The 18,591-nt window shown below is 73.0% G+C and carries 16 protein-coding genes; 8 read left to right on the top strand and 8 right to left on the bottom strand.

The features are described from left to right. Positions 1–44: 44 nt before the first annotated feature. Complete coding sequence (locus F8271_RS10230) at positions 45–2,162, top strand: efflux RND transporter permease subunit (RefSeq protein WP_151489463.1); 2,118 nt, start codon at positions 45–47, stop codon at positions 2,160–2,162. 78 nt (positions 2,163–2,240) lie between these two features. Here the strand turns inward: F8271_RS10230 and F8271_RS10225 are convergent, their stop codons facing one another. After that, the gene (locus F8271_RS10225) at positions 2,241–3,659 is read right to left on the bottom strand and encodes a DedA family protein (RefSeq protein WP_151489462.1); all 1,419 of its coding nucleotides are present in this window, start codon (positions 3,657–3,659) and stop codon (positions 2,241–2,243) included. Between the two features lie 133 nt (positions 3,660–3,792). Here F8271_RS10225 and typA point away from each other — a divergent pair, with 133 nt between their 5' ends. The 3 genes from typA (at position 3,793) to F8271_RS10210 (ending at position 7,374) form a co-directional block, all read left to right on the top strand. Then, positions 3,793–5,661, top strand: coding sequence for a translational GTPase TypA (gene typA, locus F8271_RS10220; protein WP_151489461.1), 1,869 nt, complete (start codon positions 3,793–3,795; stop codon positions 5,659–5,661). A 117-nt stretch (positions 5,662–5,778) separates the two neighbouring features. Continuing rightward, positions 5,779–6,630: a serine hydrolase gene (locus tag F8271_RS10215; RefSeq protein WP_151489460.1), complete on the top strand. Its 852-nt coding sequence runs from the start codon at positions 5,779–5,781 to the stop codon at positions 6,628–6,630. Between the two features lie 54 nt (positions 6,631–6,684). Continuing rightward, on the top strand, positions 6,685–7,374 hold the full coding sequence (locus F8271_RS10210; RefSeq protein ID WP_151489459.1) for a lysoplasmalogenase: 690 nt from the start codon (positions 6,685–6,687) through the stop codon (positions 7,372–7,374). Here F8271_RS10210 and F8271_RS10205 read toward each other — a convergent pair. Further along, entirely contained in the window at positions 7,343–8,137 is a 795-nt protein-coding gene (locus tag F8271_RS10205) for a tyrosine-protein phosphatase (RefSeq protein WP_151489458.1), read from the bottom strand. The genes F8271_RS10210 and F8271_RS10205 overlap by 32 nt on opposite strands. A gap of 44 nt (positions 8,138–8,181) precedes the next feature. On the opposite strand from F8271_RS10205, the gene F8271_RS10200 reads away from it, so the two are divergent. Together F8271_RS10200 and F8271_RS10195 are read left to right on the top strand one after the other, a co-directional pair. Continuing rightward, complete coding sequence (locus F8271_RS10200; protein ID WP_151489457.1) at positions 8,182–9,279, top strand: mandelate racemase/muconate lactonizing enzyme family protein; 1,098 nt, start codon at positions 8,182–8,184, stop codon at positions 9,277–9,279. A 58-nt stretch (positions 9,280–9,337) separates the two neighbouring features. Further along, positions 9,338–10,252 (top strand): NlpC/P60 family protein, encoded by a 915-nt coding sequence (locus F8271_RS10195; protein ID WP_151489456.1) that lies wholly within the window; start codon positions 9,338–9,340, stop codon positions 10,250–10,252. 38 nt (positions 10,253–10,290) lie between these two features. Here the strand turns inward: F8271_RS10195 and F8271_RS10190 are convergent, their stop codons facing one another. After that, positions 10,291–11,289, bottom strand: coding sequence for a TerC family protein (locus F8271_RS10190; protein WP_151489455.1), 999 nt, complete (start codon positions 11,287–11,289; stop codon positions 10,291–10,293). A gap of 398 nt (positions 11,290–11,687) precedes the next feature. Here F8271_RS10190 and F8271_RS10185 point away from each other — a divergent pair, with 398 nt between their 5' ends. After that, positions 11,688–11,981 carry an antibiotic biosynthesis monooxygenase gene (locus tag F8271_RS10185; protein WP_151489454.1) on the top strand — a complete coding sequence of 98 codons (294 nt, stop codon included), beginning with the start codon at positions 11,688–11,690 and terminating at the stop codon, positions 11,979–11,981. 117 nt (positions 11,982–12,098) lie between these two features. On the opposite strand, the gene F8271_RS10180 is transcribed toward F8271_RS10185, so the two are convergent. The 4 genes from F8271_RS10180 to uvrB all read right to left on the bottom strand — a co-directional run bounded on the left by F8271_RS10180 (position 12,099) and on the right by uvrB (position 16,628). Beyond that, positions 12,099–12,956, bottom strand: coding sequence for a helix-turn-helix transcriptional regulator (locus F8271_RS10180; protein WP_151489453.1), 858 nt, complete (start codon positions 12,954–12,956; stop codon positions 12,099–12,101). Positions 12,957–13,152: 196 nt separating this feature from the next. Beyond that, positions 13,153–13,521 (bottom strand): VOC family protein, encoded by a 369-nt coding sequence (locus F8271_RS10175; protein WP_151489452.1) that lies wholly within the window; start codon positions 13,519–13,521, stop codon positions 13,153–13,155. A 91-nt stretch (positions 13,522–13,612) separates the two neighbouring features. After that, the gene (locus F8271_RS10170) at positions 13,613–14,452 is read right to left on the bottom strand and encodes a helix-turn-helix domain-containing protein (RefSeq protein ID WP_151489451.1); all 840 of its coding nucleotides are present in this window, start codon (positions 14,450–14,452) and stop codon (positions 13,613–13,615) included. Positions 14,453–14,519: 67 nt separating this feature from the next. Beyond that, complete coding sequence (uvrB, locus tag F8271_RS10165; RefSeq protein WP_151489450.1) at positions 14,520–16,628, bottom strand: excinuclease ABC subunit UvrB; 2,109 nt, start codon at positions 16,626–16,628, stop codon at positions 14,520–14,522. A 239-nt stretch (positions 16,629–16,867) separates the two neighbouring features. Between uvrB and F8271_RS10160 the strand changes: the two genes are divergently transcribed. Continuing rightward, positions 16,868–17,389 carry a hypothetical protein gene (locus F8271_RS10160; RefSeq protein ID WP_151489449.1) on the top strand — a complete coding sequence of 174 codons (522 nt, stop codon included), beginning with the start codon at positions 16,868–16,870 and terminating at the stop codon, positions 17,387–17,389. 4 nt (positions 17,390–17,393) lie between these two features. Here the strand turns inward: F8271_RS10160 and coaE are convergent, their stop codons facing one another. Beyond that, complete coding sequence (coaE, locus tag F8271_RS10155; RefSeq protein WP_151489448.1) at positions 17,394–18,575, bottom strand: dephospho-CoA kinase; 1,182 nt, start codon at positions 18,573–18,575, stop codon at positions 17,394–17,396. Positions 18,576–18,591: the final 16 nt, after the last annotated feature.

The raw sequence follows: 18,591 nt of genomic DNA, 5'->3' as shown, positions 1-18,591 counted from the left end.
CCTATCAAGATACTCGACTCTCGAAGGACTTTGAGGTCAACCCGATGTCTGTCTTCACCAGAGTCGCTCGCGGCCGGTTCGCCGCCTGGCTCACCGTGGCCGCCGCGGTCGTCGTCAGCGCGGCCGTTCTCGGCCTGCCCCGGCCGGACAACTCGGCACCGGTCTCCGCCACCGGCCTGTCGGTGAGCTGGGAGTCGACCCAGGTGCAGCGGCTGCAGGACCAGCTCCCCTCCAGCGAGGTACAGCCGGCCATCGTGGTGGTCAGCCGCGACGACGGGGGTGCGCTCAGCGAGGCCGACCGGTCCGCCGTCGGCGACCGCGCCGGCGACCTCGCCCGCTTCGCGGCGGGCGGGCAGGTCAGCCCCGCCCAACTCTCCCCGGACGGCACGGTGGCGCTCGTCGCCGTGCCGCTGAGCACCGCCGGGGGCCAGGCCGAGGTCACCGCCACCGTCACCGAGCTGCGGGACGCGCTGACGGAGCTGCCCGACGGTCTCACCGTCGAGGTGACCGGCGCCCCCGCCTTCACCGCCGATCTCTCCTCGGTCTTCGAGGGCGCCGACGTCACCCTGCTCATGGTGACCGCCGCCGTGGTCGCCCTGCTGCTGCTGATCACCTATCGCAGCCCGTTCCTGTGGATCGTGCCGCTGGTCGTCGTCGCGGCGACCGAGCAGCTCACCCTGCGCGCGGTGGACACGATCGTGCCGGCCGTCGGGATCAACCTCCAGCAGGGTCAGGTCACCGGCATCGCCAGCGTGCTGGTCTTCGGCGCCGCCACCGACTACGCCCTGCTGCTCATCGCCCGCTACCGGGAGGAGTTGCGCCGCGCCGAGGACCGGTTCGCGGCGATGCGCGCCGCGCTGCGCCGTACCGCCGAGCCCATCCTCGCCAGCGGCGGCACCGTGGTGCTCGGCGTGCTCACCCTGCTGCTCAGTGAGCAGGAGACGAACCGGGCACTGGCCGTGGCCTGCGCCACCGGGGTCGTCTTCGCGATGGCGTCGGCGCTGTTCGTGCTCCCGGCCGTGCTGGTGCTCTTCGGTCGCGGCCTGTTCTGGCCGTTCGTCCCCCGGGTCGGTGGCGCGGCGCGCGAGGGTCGGCTCTGGGGCCGGCTCGGCGCCGCCGTGGAACGCCGTCCGGTACCGGTCGCGCTGCTGGCGACGCTGCTGCTCGCCGGCCTGGCGCTGGGGGGCCTCGGCATCCGCACCGGCCTGTCCGAGACCGAGCAGTTCCGGGCCCAGCCCGAGGCGGTCACCGGCGCGCAGACCCTGGCCCGCGCGTTCCCCGCCGGCACCACCCAACCGGTCGCCGTGCTCACCACCCCGGCGGCGGTCCGCGCGGTCACCGACGTCGCCGCGGGCGTACCCGGGGTCGCCTCGGCCCGCCCCGGTGACGCCGGGCAGGGCGTCGCCCAGGTCGACGTGGTGCTCGCCGCCGAGCCCGGCACCACCGCGTCCGACCGCACCATCGAGGCGTTGCGCGACGCGGTCGCCGCCGTGCCCGGCTCCGCACCCCCCGCTGTCGACGGCGCCGCCGCGCCAACCGGGGCGATCGTCGGCGGCACGGTCGCCGCCACCTACGACTCGGAGAAGGCCAACGACTCCGACCTGCGGCTGATCCTTCCGATCATCCTGCTGCTGGTCGGCGCCGTGCTCGTCCTGCTGCTGCGCGGCCTGGTCGCGCCGGTGCTGCTGGTGCTCACCGTGATCGCGTCGTTCTTCGCGAGCCTCGGCGCGGCGTGGCTGCTCTTCGACCACGTGCTGGGCTTCCCGGCCCTGGACAGCGGCGTCCTGCTGCTCGCCTTCGTGTTCCTGGTGGCGCTCGGGGTGGACTACAACATCTTCCTGGTCACCCGCGCCCGGGAGGACGCCCGCGTGGCCGGCACCCGCGGCGGGATGCTCTCCGCGCTGCGGGTCACCGGCGGCGTGATCACCAGCGCCGGCGTGCTGCTCGCCGCGGTCTTCGCCGTGCTCGGCGTCCTACCGCTGATCACGCTGACCCAGATCGGCGTCATCGTCTGCATCGGCGTCCTGCTCGACACGCTGCTGGTACGCACCGTCCTGGTGCCGGCGCTGGCGTTCGTGCTGGGCGAGCGCTTCTGGTGGCCCGGCCGGGTCAGCAGGGACGCCGTCCCGGCCGACCCGGAGCCGGTCGCCGCTCGAGACTGACCGACCCACCAACCACGCGGCGGGGCCGGGGCACCGCAGCCACGGCCCCGCCGACGTCGGTGTGACCGTCGCCGCACCCTAACAAGGCTCGACCGGTCGGCGAGGCCCCTGCGGCGGCGACCGGACCGGCTCCACGAGCTGGTCCCGATCCCCCACCGCCCGGTCCCGGGTGGCCCACGCGACGATGAACACCACCGTCCACAGCACCCCGAGCAGTACCGCCGCCGCGGTCCCGCTCGCCGTGTCCAGGCCGAGGTAGAGCCGCGCGCCGCCGATGCCCACCACCGCCGCGGCGGCGGTCGTCCAGGCGGCCACCGCCACCGGCCAGCGGGCGCTGCGCGACACCAGCCAGGCCAGAGTGCAGAAGCTCGCCGCGACCACCGCGTTCTGGGTCGGGAAGGGGACCGACTCACCGCCGTCCGGGCCGGCCGCCGGCGACCCGGTCCACTCCGCCACCACGGCCAGCACCAGCAGCGGCACGAACGCGCCGACGGTGCCGACCACGCTGAGCAGGTCCGCCCGCCACGGCCGTTTCCGCCACGCCAGCACCGCCGCCACCAGGGCCACCAGCACGATCAACACCCACCCGCGCACCAGGGACACCACGATCATGGTGGCGTCGGCGGCGCCCGGGGTCCGCCGGGCCGCGAACCAGCCCTCGACCGCCCCGTCCAACGCCGCCAGCCCGCTGTTGCGCACCGACACGGCGAGCAGGCCGGCGATGGCGAACCCGGCGGCGAACAGCAGCACCAGCCCCGCGGCCAGGTTGAGCAGCAACGTCCAGGCCGGCCCGACCCGCATGGCCACCAGGAAGAACAGCAGCCCGTAGCGGGCGCTGAGCCAGCGGATCGGCGGCAGCGCGCCGGCGCGGGAGAGCAGCGCGCGTGCCGGATCGGGGTTGCGGCCCAGCCACCGGCCGGCGAGCACCACCCCGAGCAGGCCGGCCAGCAGCACCAGCGCCGCACCGGTGGCGCGACCGAGGTACGCGGAGACCGTGTCGTACGACTCACCGGCGAGGTGACCGAGCAGCACCGAGCCGCCCACCCAGGTGACGACGCCGGCGAGGTTCCACGGCGCGAACCGCCGGTACGGCATGCCGGCCGCCCCGGCCAGTCGGGGCACCAGGGTGCGGGCGAAGGCCACCCAGCGGGCGGCGAACACACCCCGTCCGCCCAGGCGGGCGAGCAGGGCGTCGGCCCGGCCCCACCGCTCGGGCCCGACCCGGTGACCCAGCCCGGCGCGCAGCTTCGGGCCGTACCGTCGGCCGGCGCGGAACGCCAGCCCGTCACCGAGGACGGCCGCGACGATCATCGCGAACAACGCCGGGCCCAAGCGCAAGGTACCGTTGTAGGTGAGGAAGCCGACGAGCAGCAGGGTAGCCTCACCCGGCACCAGCAGGCCGAAGATCACCGCGGTCTCGCCCGCCACGATCAGCGCGGCGACCAGGTAGATCCACAGAGTGGGCAGACCCTGCACCGTGGTCAGCAGGTCGTGCACTCAGGCCCCCGGGACACGGGAGCCAGCATGCCAGCCGGGGGAACGACCGGCACAGCGGTTTCACCATAGATCAGGGGCACCTGGGGGTGACCCCGACGCAGCCTGCGCGAGCGCAGGCGGAAGGATAGAGGGTATGCAGCTTCGCACCGACCTCCGCAACGTCGCCATCATCGCTCACGTCGACCACGGCAAGACCACCTTGGTCGACGCCATGTTGCGGCAGGCCGGCGCGTACGGCGCGCGAGGTGAGAACACCGAGCGGGTGATGGACTCCGGCGACCTGGAGCGGGAGAAGGGCATCACCATCCTCGCCAAGAACACCGGCGTGCACTACCTGCCGGCGGACGGCTCCGACCCGGTCACCATCAACATCATCGACACCCCCGGCCACGCCGACTTCGGTGGCGAGGTGGAGCGCGGCCTGACCATGGTCGACGGCGTGGTGCTGCTGGTCGACGCGAGCGAGGGCCCCCTGCCGCAGACCCGCTTCGTGCTGCGCAAGGCGCTGCGGGCCCGGATGCCGATCATCCTGGTGATCAACAAGGTGGACCGCCCGGACGCCCGGATCAAGGAGGTCGTGGACGACACCTACGAGCTCTTCCTCGACCTGGACGCCGACGAGGAGCAGATCGACTTCCCGATCGTCTACGCGTGCGCCCGCGACGGCATCGCCTCGCTGACCCAGCCCGCCGACGGCTCGGTTCCCGACGACAGCACCTCGCTGGAGCCGCTGTTCCGCACCCTGCTGGACACCATCCCGGCGCCCGCGTACGAGGACGGGGCGCCGCTGCAGGCCCACGTCACCAACCTCGACGCCTCGCCGTTCCTCGGCCGGCTGGCGCTGTGCCGGGTCCGTCAGGGCACCATCAGCAAGGGCCAGACGGTGGCCTGGTGCCGCACCGACGGCAGCACCCAGCGGGTCCGCATCTCCGAGATGCTGATGACCGAGGGCCTGGAGCGCAAGCCGGCCGAGTCGGCCGGGCCGGGCGACATCATCGCCGTCGCCGGCATCCCCGAGATCATGATCGGCGAGACCCTGGCCGACGTGGAGAACCCGGTGGCGCTGCCGCTGATCACCGTCGACGAGCCGGCCATCTCGATGACCATCGGCACCAACACCTCGCCGCTGGTCGGCCGGGTCAAGGGTTCCAAGGTCACCGCGCGGATGGTCAAGGACCGGCTCGACAAGGAGCTGATCGGCAACGTGTCGCTGCGGGTGCTGCCCACCGAGCGGCCGGACGCCTGGGAGGTGCAGGGCCGCGGCGAGCTGGCGCTGGCCATCCTGGTCGAGCAGATGCGCCGGGAGAGCTACGAGCTGACCGTCGGCAAGCCGCAGGTGGTCACCAAGGAGATCGACGGCAAGACCTGCGAGCCGGTCGAGCGCCTGACCATCGACGCCCCGGAGGAATACCTGGGCGCGATCACCCAGCTCCTGGCGACCCGCAAGGGCCGCATGGAGCAGCTGGTCAACCACGGCACCGGCTGGATCCGGATGGAGTGGCTGGTCCCGGCTCGTGGCCTGATCGGTTTCCGCACCGAGTTCCTCACCGACACCCGCGGCACCGGCATCCTGCACCACGTCTTCGAGTCCTACGAGCCGTGGTTCGGCGAGCTGCGGACCCGTAACAACGGCTCGCTGGTGGCCGACCGCTCCGGCGCGGTCACCGCCTTCGCGATGATCAACCTGCAGGAGCGTGGTCAGCTCTTCGTCGACCCGACCACCGAGGTGTACGAGGGCATGATCGTCGGGGAGAACTCCCGCTCCGACGACATGGACGTCAACATCACCAAGGAGAAGAAGCTCACCAACATGCGGGCGTCGACCTCCGACGAGACCGAGAAGCTGATCCCGCCGCGCAAGCTCTCGCTGGAGCAGGCTCTGGAGTTCTGCCGCGAGGACGAGTGCGTCGAGGTCACCCCGACCGCGGTGCGCATCCGCAAGGTGGTGCTCGACCAGCAGCAGCGGGGCCGGGCCGCCGCCCGCCGCAAGCACGCCGGCTGAGCCCACCAGCTCCCGACGACCGGGCGCGTCGGCCGCTTGCGGCCGGCGCGCCCGTCCGCTTCCGGGCAGAGGGGTACGCCGGGGACAACCCATCGGTGATCGGCTACGGTCACCGGCATGACCTGGGATGATCTCGACGCCCACCTGGACCGGGTGCCCGGCACCGTCTCGGCGTACGTGGGCCGGCTCGACGCCCCGCCGACATGGACCCGGCACGCCGACGCCACCCACTACGCCGCCAGCACCATGAAGGTGGCGGTGCTCGCCGCCCTGCACCGCGCCGCCGAGTCCGCGGCGCTGGAGCTGGACGCGCACGTCCCCGTGGTCAACGAGTTCGACTCGGCCCAGCCCGGCGCGCCCCGCTTCTCCTGCGCCCGCGACTACGACAACGACGACGCGGTCTGGGACCGGGTCGGTGGGACGGCGCCGCTGCGCTGGCTCGCCGACCGGATGATCGTCCGGTCCAGCAACCTGGCCACCAACCTGCTCATCGGGCACGTCGGGCTGCCGGCGCTGGCCGAGGTGTGGGCGGTGGCCGGTGCCCGCAACAGCGTCACCGGTCGGGGCATCGAGGACTTCGCCGCCCGCGAGGCCGGCATCACCAACACGGTGACCGCGGCCGACCTGGCCGCCCTGCTCGGCGCGCTGGCCACCGGGGCCGCCACCCCCGGCCGGCTCGCGTCGCCGGCCGCCTGCGCGGCCATGCTGGACGTGCTGCTCGCTCAGGAGCACCGCGAGGACCTGGCCGCCGGCCTGCCCGACGGCACCCGCATCGCCCACAAGAACGGGTGGGTGCGGGGAGTCCGGCACGGCGCCGGCGTGGTGCTGCCCGACGACGCCCCGCCGTACCTGATCGCCGTCTGCACCACCACCGACCTGGCCGGCGGCGACGACGAGGTCGAGGACGACGCCTGCCGGCTGCTCGCGCACATCTCGGCGCAGGTCTGGGCCGCCCGGCACCGGCTCTGACCCGACACCCGTCGATCCGGCTAGGCTGCCCGCACCCCACCCCCGGAGCCGTCGATGCCGCGCAGCCGCACCATCCTGCTCGCCTTCCTCGCCGTGACCGCGGCGAACCTGCTCGCCAACGCCACCGACAGCGACCTGACCTTCGCGCTCACCAAGCCGCTGCTGATGCCGCTGCTCGCCGCGTACCTCTGGAGGGCCACCGCCGAACGCGACGCCCGGCCGGACCGGCTGGTGCTCGCCGGGCTGGCCTTCGCCACCGGCGGCGACGTGGCGCTGCTGGTCGACGGCACCGGCTGGTTCCTCGCCGGCATGGCCTGCTTCCTCGGCACCCACCTCTGCTACCTCACGGCCTTCACCCGGCGCGGCGCCGCGACGGCGCTGCGCCGCGCGCCGCTGGTCGCGGTCCCCATCGGGTACGCGGCGCTGACCGTCATCGCGCTGGCCTGGATGTGGGCGGGGCTGGCCGCCGCCGGGCTGGCCGTGCCGGTGGCCGGCTACGCGCTCGCGTTGGTCGCGATGGCCACCACCGCCGCCACCCAGGGCTGGCGCGTCGGTCTCGGCGCGGCGCTCTTCCTCGGCTCGGACCTGCTGATCGCCGCCGGGGTAGCCGGCGTGGCACAGCCGCCCGGCGCGCCGGTGCTGGTCATGGCGACGTACGCGGCCGGCCAGGCGCTCATCGTTACCGGTCGGGCCGCCTGCGCCGGCGCGCCGGTCACTCCAGCAGCTGCGCCCGCAACGCCGTGAGGTCGTCGTCGGTCAGCCCGAGCCCGTCGCGCAGGTAGCCGTCGAACGAGCCGTGCACCCGGCGTACCTCGTCGTAGCCGGCGTCGAGGTACCCGGCGCGGACCTCCAGCACCGGCAGCACGGCCTCGACGTCCAGCTCCGGCTGCCGCCGCATCGCCTCGACGATCACCGCGCGCAGGCTGGCGGTCAGCGCGTTGTTGCGCAGGTACTCCGCGCGGATCGTGGCTTCGTCGACGCCGAGGGCGGTCAGCAGGATGACGGTGAGCCAGCCGGTGCGGTCCTTGCCGGCGGAGCAGTGGTAGACCAGCGGAAGGTTCTCCGGTCGGGAGGCCAGCCGCACCGCCTCGGCGAAGCCGACCCGCGCCGACTCGCCGGTGACGAACCACCGGTAGATCTCCGCCATCGCCCCGGCGGTGCCCTCCCGGGCCAGCTCCGCGTACGCGTCCAGGTCATGGCCGAGCAGCACCGCCGAGACGTACGTGAAGACGGGGTGCTCCGGGTCGTGCACCGGCAGGTGCACCACCCGTGGCTCGCCCACCAGCCGGTCGCTCGGCGCGACCGCGATCTCCGAGCCGTCGCGCAGGTCGACCACGCAGACCGGCCCCAGCTTCGCGAGCACCGGCAGGTCCTCGTCGGTGAGCCGGCCCAGTGCCGGGGTACGGATCAGCCGCCCGGCGCGTACCCGCCGACCGTCGGCGCCGGGGAGCCCACCCAGGTCACGTGCGTTCGGCGCGCCCACCATCTCCCAGTCCCGCCCAGCCATCCGGTGTCCCCTCCCGCCGCGTGCCTGCGTATAGGGTGCCCGACATGACGATCTCGGCGGTACGCACCCACCGGGTTTCTGCCCCCTTACACACTCCGTTCGTCACCGCCCTGCGCCGCACCACCACGGTCGAAACCCTGGTCGTCGAGCTGGTCGACACCGACGGCCGGTCCGGCTTCGGCGAGGCCCCGCAGGTCTGGCAGGTCACCGGCGCGTCGGTCGGCGGCGCCCAGGCGTGCGTACGGGAGCTGCTCGGGCCGCTGTTGATCGGCCGTGACCCGGACGATCTGGTGGCCCGCTGCGCGGAGGTGCGGCGGGCGGTGGCCGGTAACGAGGCCGCGAAGGCGGCGCTGGACGTCGCTCTGCACGACCTGGCGGCCCGACGCCTGGGCGTACCCCTGGTGCGTCTGCTGGGTGGCACGACGCTGCGGGTGCCGACGGACGTGACCCTCGCGGCGGGCGACGCGGTCGACCTGGCGGCGGCCGCGCGGCAGCGGCAGGCCGACGGCTTCGCCGTGCTCAAGCTCAAGGTCGGCACCGACGCGGCCGGTGACCTGGACCGGGTGCGGGCCGTGCGCGCGGCGGTCGGCGCCGGGGTCCGGATCCGGCTGGACGCCAACCAGGGGTGGACGCCCCGGGAGGCGGTCCGGGTGATCCGCGGCATCGAGGACGCCGGGCTCGACGTGGAGCTGGTCGAGCAGCCGGTGGCACGCTGGGACCTGGACGGGTTGGCCTGGGTCAGCGACCGGGTCTCCGTGCCGATCCTGGCCGACGAGGCGGTCTTCGGGGTGCGCGACCTGGTGGAGGTGATCCGTCGCCGGGCGGCCGACATGGTGAACGTCAAGCTGGCCAAGTGTGGCGGGCTGCAGCCGGCGCGCACCCTGCTGGAGCTGGCCGCCGCGCACGGCCTCGGCACGGTGGTCGGGTCGATGATGGAGAGTCAGGTCGGCATCGGCGCGGCGGCGAGTCTGGTCGCCGCGTACGGCACCACGGCCGTCGCCGACCTGGACGCCGCCTGGTGGCTGGCCTGGTCACCGGTGCAGGGTGGGATTCGCTACGAGGGGGCGACCGTGGTGTTGCCGGACGCGCCTGGCCTGGGCATTTCCGGCCTGACTGAAGCTAAGGTTCAGAGCCGCAGTTGATGATCGTTGGTTTCTTTCATAGGGTTTCCCGGAACAGCCGATCGAGCTGGGGGTTGACGTGCAGCTGCAACCGGGCCGCGAGGCCCTCGTCCGGGTCGCGGTGGCCACCCTGTGGACCTCTCCCGAGGCGGTCCGCCCGATCGACGGCCCGGCGCTCAGCGCCGGCGCCGACATCCCGGCCTGGATCTCCGGCATGGACACCGACCAGCAGGTCGGCGACTGCGTCCTGAGCCAACTCCTACTCGGTGAACGGGTCCTCGTCACCGAACTACGCCCGGACGGCTGGGCCCGGGTGGTCGCCGTCGAGCAGCCCGCCGCCAAACTGGACCCACGGGGCTACCCGGGCTGGCTCCCCGCCGACCAGGTGACCCCCGCCGACCCGACCGTCGCCGGCGACCCGCTGGTGGTGGACGCCACGGTCACCGAGCTGCGCGCCGCACCGCACGGTCCGGTCGTGGTGCCCGGCGTGGTCGTCGGGACGCGTCTCGTCCCGGCCGGCCCGGCCCGCGACGGCTGGCAGCCGGTGCACGTTCCCGGCCAGGCCGCCCCACTCTGGCTGCCCGACAGCCAGCTCGCCCCACCGTCGAGCGAGCCGCCGAGCGCCGAGCAGGCGCTCGCCGTGGCCCAGCGACTGCTAAACGTGGCGTACGTCTGGGGTGGGCTCTCCGCGTACGGCATCGACTGTTCGGGGCTGGTGCACCTGGCGTGGCGGCGCTTCGGGGTCCTGCTGCCCCGCGACGCCGACGACCAGGCGGTCGCCACCTCTCCGCTGCCACTCGGCGCGGAACGGCCCGGCGACCTCTACTTCTTCGCCCGCCCCGGCCGAAAGATCCACCACATCGGGATCGTCACCGCGACCCCGGGCGGCGAGCAACGGCGGATGCTGCACGCCTGCTACCGGCGACGGCGGGTCATCGAGGAGGCCCTGCCGGCAGATCGCACCGCCACCCTGGTGGGCGCGCACCGGGTCTGACCGGCCGGGCACCTTCGGGCACCCGGCCGGCGCCGGGATCAGCGTCGGGCGTCGGCCAACTCGCGGCGGCGGTCCCGGGAGGACTTGATCAGGCTGGCGGCGGTGGCGACGCCCAACGTGCCGAGGATGACCAGCAGCGAGAGCCAGATCGGGATGTGCGGCGCCCAGCCGACGTGCTCCCCACCGTTGATGAACGGCAGGTTGTTGTCGGCGAGGGCCTCCAGCACCAGCTTGACCCCGATGAAGCCGAGCACGACGGCCAGGCCGTAGCTCAGGTAGATCAGCCGGTCGAGCAGGCCGCCGAGCAGGAAGTAGAGCTGCCGCAGGCCCATCAGCGCGAACACGTTCGCGGTGAAGACCAGGTACGGCTCCTGGGTGATGCCGAAGATCGCCGGGATCGAGTCCAGTGCGAAGATCACGTCGGTGGTGCCGATGGCGATCATCACGATGAGCATCGGGGTGAACAGCCGCCGGCCGTTCTCGTGGGTCATCAGCTTCGCGCTGTCGTAGCCCTTGGAGATCGGCAGCGCCCGGCGACTCCACCGGATCAGCAGGTTCTCGGAGAACTCGTCCTCGTCCGGCTCACCCTGGCGGGCCAGGTTGACGGCCGTGTAGATCAGGAACGCGCCGAAGATGTAGAAGACCCAGGAGAACTGGGAGATCAACGCGGCGCCGGCGGCGATGAACCCGCCGCGCATCACCAGGGCCAGCACGATGCCGACGAGCAGCACCTTCTGCTGGTACTGCCGGGGCACCCCGAAGCGGGCCATGATGATCACGAAGACGAAGAGGTTGTCCACCGAGAGGCTGTACTCGGTGAGCCAGCCGGTGTAGAACTGCCCCGCCGAACTGGCCCCGGAGGTCAACCAGACGCCAGCGCCGAAGAGCAGGGCCAGGCCGACGTAGAACGCGACCCAGAGGCTCGACTCCCGCACACTCGGCTCATGCGGACGCCGACCGATGATCAACAGGTCGACGAGCAGAACCGCAGTCAGTGCGACGAGAGTCCCCGCCCACACCAATCCGGACACGTCCAACGTTCATTCCTCCGGCAGACACGCGGCGTCGGGCACACCGTACGCCTCCGCGAAGGCCGGTGTGCCGTTGACGCCAACTCTGGTGACTGTCGGAGGTCTCTTCCGCCGCCACCCGCGAACGGGTGACGACCGACGGCGCCGGGTCGGGACGCCGGGATTCCGGCGATCGACCGTGCTGACGACTCCGTCGCGAGGGAATACTCCCCTCCTCGGGGACCATTCTTCCCCACCACGCGCCGTGATCACACCCCGGGCAGCCGGTGGCACCGCACACCCTCCCCGGCGGGAACAGCGCAGCGCGACACACCCGCCAGCGCGTCCTAGGAGGCTAGTGTGTCGGGGTCCGCGAGTGGACCCCGCGCCACCACGGCGTCCCCGTGCCGTGGGAGGCTGCGGGCATGGTGCTTGAGGTCGCGTTGATCGACGTACTGCCCGGACACGAGGACGCGTTCGCCGCCGCGTACGCCCAGGGCCACCCGGTCCTCGCCGGGGCGACCGGCTGCCGGTCAGTGCGGATGACCCGGGGCATCGAGTCCCCGACCCGGTTCGTGCTGCTGGTCGAATGGGACTCGGTCGAGGCGCACGAGGAGAACTTCCGGGCCACCGAGCGGTTCGCGCAGTGGCGCGCCCTGATCGGCCCGCACTTCGCGGGGCCGCCCGTGGTCGAGCATTTCGTCGACGTACCGGCCTGAGTGGAGCTGTCGTACCCCCCGGTTAGCGTGCCTGCGCACGCGCCGGCCGCCGGTCCCGACGGGCTCGGGGGCGCCGGGCCCGGTGGCCGCGCGACGCGCCGTCGTGCCCACGCCGGGTCACTCGCCGACGCGGCGGGCCAGCGCGGTGATCGTCTCCTCCGGTGACAGCGCCGCCGCCAGCAGCGCCTCGGTCATCCGCTCGTACCGGTCGACGTCCAGCACCGTCGCCAACCGGACGTCGGTGGTCAGCGCCTCCAGCATCACCGTCCGCGGGTCCGCCGGGTCGGGAAAGGCATACCAGGAGTACGGCGTGAGCGGGTGCAGGCCGCTGCTGGCCGCCCCGCGCGGCAGCAGCCGCACCGTCACGTGGGCCAGCCCGGTCACGGTGACCAGGTGCCGCAGCTGTTCACGCCACACCGCGACCGGCAGGTCACCCGGGTCGCAGGCCGCCTCGGCGAGCACCGCCGTGTAGCGCGGCGGGTCGGTCCGACGCAGCACCTCCTGCCGCAGCGCCCGGGCGCGCACGTCCGCCTCGATGTCGACCTCGGGCGTGAGCAGGGCGCCCGCGGCGACCCGCAACCGGGCGTACGCCGGCGTCTGCAGCAGCCCCGGCACGACCGCGGGCTGGTACTCGACGATGTGGGCGGCACCGGCCTCCAGCTCGGCGTACGTCCGCTGCCGCTCGCTCATCTCGCCGAGCGTCTTCCACCAGCCACGGCTGGTGGCCGCGTCCCGGGCGATCACGATCAGCGCGTCGCGGGCCGGCGACGGCACCTGGTAGACGTCCAGCAGGTCCAGCACGTCGGCGAGGTCCGGTCGGCTCTGACCCAGCTCGATGCGGGACAGCTTCGACGTCGAGGCCCAGCCCAGCCGGTCGCAGACCTGTTCCAGGGTCAGTGCCTCACGTCGGCGCAACTGGCGCAGTTCAGCACCCAGGCGGACTCGTCGAATGACAGGACTTGTTGGCAGCGGCATCCCGGCCTCCCCACCGAGGGAGAGTACGCAGGACGATCACCCAGTGCAATACCTTGCTCGCGCACCGCAACCGAACGGTTCCGCACCGCCACGCGTCCGGACCCGCCCCGGCTGCGGCGGACCCCGGTCTGCCGGTACGGCTGACGGTCGCCGGGCCGGGCGCGCCCCGTGCCGCTCCGGCCGGCGTCCGCGCCGGTCAGGGCCGGTACGTGCCGAACGCCCACAGGGTGCCGGCGAGATCGCGGGCGGTGTAGTCGCGGGAGCCGTAGTCGGTGTCGTACGGCTCCTGCGTGATCTGCGCGCCGGCGGCGCGGGCCCGGGCGCAGTGGGCGTCGACGTCGGGCACCGCCACGTAGACCGACCAGTCGTCGTCGGCCGGTCGAGGCGCGGCGTCAGCCCGCGGGCCCAGCATGACCATGCCGGTCTCGAGGACGAGTTCGGCGTGCGCGACCGTGCCGTCGGGCGCCTCGTGCACGGCGTGCACCTGGAAGCCGAAGGCGGAGCAGAGCCAGTCGATCGCGGATCGGGGATCGGGATAACGGAGGATCGGATAGACGGTTCGCATGCGACCAGTCTCCAGCCCGCGGCCCACTCCCGATTGGACGAATGTGACCTCGGCCCGGCGTCCCGGCGGGACCGGCCCGCCGGCGGGCGCGTCAGCCCGCGGAGCGTGCGGCGAGCAGTGCCGCCGGAGTGGCACCGGCGAACTGGTGGAAGTCCCGGATGAGGTGCGACTGGTCGTAGTAGCCGCAGCGGGCCGCCACCTCCGCCCAGTCGACGGCCCGCCCCGCACCGGCCGTGACGTCGACGCCGGTGAGCGCCGCGCGTGCCTGCTGGAAGCGCAGCAGGCGGGCCGCCGTCTTGGGCGGCAGGCCGACGTCCTGCCGGAACCGGGCCGCCAGGTGCCGTCGGCTCCAGCCCAACTCGGAGGCGAGCGCCCCGACACCGCCCCGCCCGCCGCTGGCCACGAGCCACCGCCAGGCCCAGTCGAGCCGGGCGTCGACCGGTGGGGACGCCGCCAGCCGGTCGGCGAGCGCCGCGTCGAGGAGCGCGAAACGGTGCGGCCAGCCGTTGGCGTCGGCCAGCCGGCCCCGCAGCCGGTCGAGCCAGCCGCCCGGGAGGTGCCCGACGCCCACCGCCCGGTTGGTCAACTCACCCAGCGGCAGACCGAGGAGTCGACGGGCGGTCAGCGGCGACAGCAGCAGCTCGACCCCCTCCCCCACACCCACCGTGCGGGTGGTGCACCAGCCGTCGAACGTGCCGGCCACGAACGAGTCCGTCCGCTGGACGCCCCGCTCCGCGCTGCGCGGGTCGGTCACGTCCAGGGGGGCGCCCCAACCCAGGATCAGCACCACGAAGACGCCGGCCGTCTCCCGACGGACCAGCGGCACGTCCGCGCGTTCCCGGTAGCCGATGTACCGGTCCACGAACGGGCGCAACCGGACCTCGGGCAGCCCGAGGACCAGCTCGTCGTCGACCGGCGCCCCCGCTGTCAACCTCGGACCACCCTTCCCGCGCCCCGACCGGCCACGCCCACGCGGGGCGTCGCCGCCGGGTTGGTCGTCACTTCACGCCGGCGGCGTCCATGCCGCGCAGCTCCTTCTTCAGGTCGGCCACCTCGTCGCGGATCCGGGCCGCCAGCTCGAACTGCAGCTCGCGGGCGGCGGCCAGCATCTGATCGTTGAGCTCCTGGATGAGCTGGGCGAGATCCGCACGGGCCATCCCCTCCCGTGAGGGGGTGGCGGCACCGGCACGGCTGCGACTGCGCGTCTCCTTCACCGGCGCCTTGCCGCGGGACAGCTGGCGGACCGCGCCGCCGACCCGCGAGTTCTCGGTGTCCTCCGCCTCGCGGTAGATGTCGTCCAGGATGTCGTGGATCTTCTTGCGCAGAGGCTCCGGGCTGATGCCGTTGGCCTCGTTGTGCGCGATCTGCTTGGCCCGACGCCGATCGGTCTCGTCGATCGCCGCCGCCATCGACGGGGTGATCTTGTCGGCGTACATGTGCACCTGCCCGGAGACGTTACGAGCGGCCCGGCCGATGGTCTGGATCAGCGAGCGGCCGCTGCGCAGGAAGCCTTCCTTGTCGGCGTCGAGGATCGCCACCAGCGACACCTCGGGCAGATCCAGACCCTCGCGGAGCAGGTTGATGCCGACCAGCACGTCGTAGTCGCCCTTGCGCAGCTCGCGCAACAACTCCACCCGACGCAGCGTGTCCACCTCCGAGTGCAGGTAGCGCACCCGGATGCCGTTCTCGAGCAGATAGTCCGACAGATCCTCGGCCATCTTCTTGGTCAGCGTGGTGACCAGCACCCGCTCGTCCTTCTCGGTGCGCAGCTTGATCTCGTGCATGAGGTCGTCGATCTGGCCCTTGGTCGGCTTGATCACGACCTCCGGGTCGATCAACCCGGTGGGGCGGATGACCTGCTCGACGAACTCGCCCTGGGCCTGTTCCAGCTCCCACGGGCCGGGCGTCGCGGAGAGGTAGACCATCTGGCCGACCCGCTCCAGGAACTCGTCGAAGCGCAGCGGCCGGTTGTCGGCCGCGCTGGGCAGCCGGAAACCGTGGTCGATCAGCATCCGCTTGCGCGACGCGTCACCCTCGTACATGCCGCCGATCTGCGGGATGGTCACGTGCGACTCGTCGACCACGGTGAGGAAGTCGTCCGGGAAGTAGTCGAGCAGGCAGTGCGGCGGGCTGCCGGGCAGCCGCCCGTCCATGTGCATCGAGTAGTTCTCGATGCCGGAGCAGAAGCCGACCTGGCGCATCATCTCGATGTCGTAGGTGGTGCGCATGCGCAGCCGCTGCGCCTCCAGCAGCTTGCCCTGACGCTCCAGCTCGGCCAGCCGCTCGGCGAGCTCCGCCTCGATGTCGCGGATGGCCCGCTCCATCCGCTCCGGGCCGGCCGCGTAGTGCGTCGCCGGGAAGATCACCAGCTGGTCGACCTCGCGTACGACGTCGCCCGTCAACGGGTTGAGGTAGTAGAGCTTCTCCACCTCGTCACCGAACAGCTCGATGCGGACCGCCAGCTCCTCGTACGCCGGAATGATCTCCAGGGTGTCGCCCCGGACCCGGAACGTGCCCCGCTGGAAGGCCATGTCGTTGCGGGTGTACTGGATGTCGACCAGCCGGCGCAGCAACTGGTCACGGTCCAGCTCCTGGCCGATCTTGACCTTGACCGCCCGGTCCAGGTACTCCTCCGGGGTGCCCAGACCGTAGATCGCCGAGACGGTCGCCACCACGATCACGTCGCGGCGGGTGAGCAGCGACATCGTCGCCGAGTGCCGCAGCCGCTCGACCTCCTCGTTGATCGAGGAGTCCTTCTCGATGTAGGTGTCGGTCTGCGGAATGTACGCCTCGGGCTGGTAGTAGTCGTAGTACGAGACGAAGTATTCGACCGCGTTGTGCGGCAGCAGCTCGCTGAACTCCTTGGCCAGCTGCGCGCAGAGCGTCTTGTTGGGTGCGAGCACCAGGGTCGGACGCTGCAACCGCTCGATCAACCACGCCGTCGTGGCGCTCTTGCCGGTACCGGTCGCGCCGAGCAGCACCGTGTTACGGTCACCGCGCCGAACCCTGCGCTCAAGGTCGTCGATGGCGGCCGGTTGGTCACCGGCCGGTTGGAACTCACTGACGACCTGGAAGCGGCTGTCGAGCCGGGGAATGTCGAGCGCCATACCCTCAACGGTACGCCCGAGGTCCGACAGGATCGGCCGTCACGGCGGGTACGTGATCAGCTTCAATATTCCCATTGTGTGGCACATGTCACCGGCGTTAGGCTCTCGACGTAGGCCGCTCGCGGCGGCCGACCGGGCTCCCCCGTGCCCTCACCGACGCCGAACGACACCGACTGGACCGGTTACCCGCCCGACTGCGGGCCCAGGGCGGCGGCGCCACGCTGACCCTGACCGCACCGGTGGGCACCGACACCAACCTGCGGGGCACCGGCTGGTTGAGCTGGACCACCCGCACCGCGTACCTGGCGGTCGCCGACCTCGGCGTACCCGATCGCCGGACCCTGCTCTGGCGCGACGCGACGGGCCTGGCCCGCACCGACGTGCCGGCCGCGGCCGGCGGCGGCGGGACGGCCGAGACGCCGGGGCGGCCACCCATGCCACCGCCCGCCGGGGCCTGGCGGTTCGCCCGCTCCGGCACGGACGAGCTGGCGGTGCTGGCCGGCGCGGTGATCTCGGCCGGAACGGCCGCGCAGCGCGGCGCGGCCCTGCGGGTACGCGAGGACGTCACCGACAGGCGGACCGTGGACGTCATCGAGCTGCGCGCCACCGACGGGCAGGTGCGCTACTGGATCGACCGGGACGGGTCACTGCGTCGGCTGGAGCTGCACACCGGCGCCGGCACGTGGGCCCAGGTGGACCTCAGCCCCGGCGTCATGCCCCGGCTGGGCCCGGCGCCCCACCCCCCGGCCACCGCCCGCTGACCCCTCAGGGCCTCCAGCCGGTCTGCGCGGCCCACTGCTCGGCGCGCAGGTACTCCTCGTCGAACCACGGGTCGCGCGCCGTCCCCGAACCGCCGGCGTTCGGCGCCGCGTCGACCAGCTCCCGCTTGAGCAGCAGGTACGCGGACCGCTGATCCGGGTCGGCCCGCAGGTGGTCGCGCATCAGCAGCGCGTACCGCCACCCCGGCGAGTCGGCCGCCCGCACGTGCAGGCGTACCGGACGGCCCGGGTCGGCGCTGCCGTGCAGCCGCTTCTCCCAGCGGCCACTGCCGGCCGGGCGCGGATCGTCCCACCACTGCCCCGGCACCCGGGGAAAACCGGCGGCCGCCAGCCGGTCGGTGAGCGGCCCGTCGGCGTCGGCGAGGTGCGGGAGGGCCACCTGCACGTCGATGACGTCATCCGCGGCGAGACCGGGCACCGCGGTCGGGCCGATGTGGTCGATCCGGTATTCGGCCGGGGCGAGCGCGTGCCGGATCCGGGCGGCCAACCGGTCGTACTGCGCGGGCCAGCTCGGGTCCGCCTCGGCCACGTCGGCCCGGGTCGCCGGCACCACCCGCCGCGCCCGCAGGTTGCGCTCGTAGGGCAGCAGCCGCTGCTCCCAGAGCCCGTCGACGGCGGCGTGCAGCGCCGCCAGGGTCGCGTCGTTGGTCAGCACCACGTCCGCCGCCGCCCGGCGGCGGGTGTCATCGGCCTGCGCGGCGATCCGCCGCTCGGCGTCCGCGCGGTCCATCCCCCGGGCCCGCACCAACCGTTCCAGTCGGGTCGGCACGGCCGCCTGCACGACGACCACCAGGTGGTACGTGGGCGCGAGCCCGACCTCGACCAGCAGCGGCACATCGTTGACGACGATCGCGTCGGGTGCCGCCGCGGCCGTCAGCTCGGCGGTACGGGCCCGGACCCGAGGATGGGTGATCGCCTCCAGCCGGCGGCGGGCCGCCTCATCGGCGAACACCACCGCGCCCAGCGCGGCCCGGTCCAACGCGCCGTCGGCGTCCAGCACCCGCTCGGAGAAGGTGGCGACGATCTCGGCCAGGCCGTCACTGCCCGGTGCGACGACCTCCCGGGCGATCTGGTCGGCGTCGATGAGCACCGCTCCCCGTTCGACGAGCCGTGCGGCCACCGCGCTCTTGCCCGACCCGATCCCACCGGTCAATCCCACCCTCAGCACCGGACCAGTCAACCGG

Source organism: Micromonospora sp. ALFpr18c (assembly GCF_008868155.1).
In the GTDB taxonomy this organism is placed as follows: domain Bacteria; phylum Actinomycetota; class Actinomycetes; order Mycobacteriales; family Micromonosporaceae; genus Micromonospora.
This window is presented reverse-complemented; position numbering and strand designations above follow the sequence as displayed.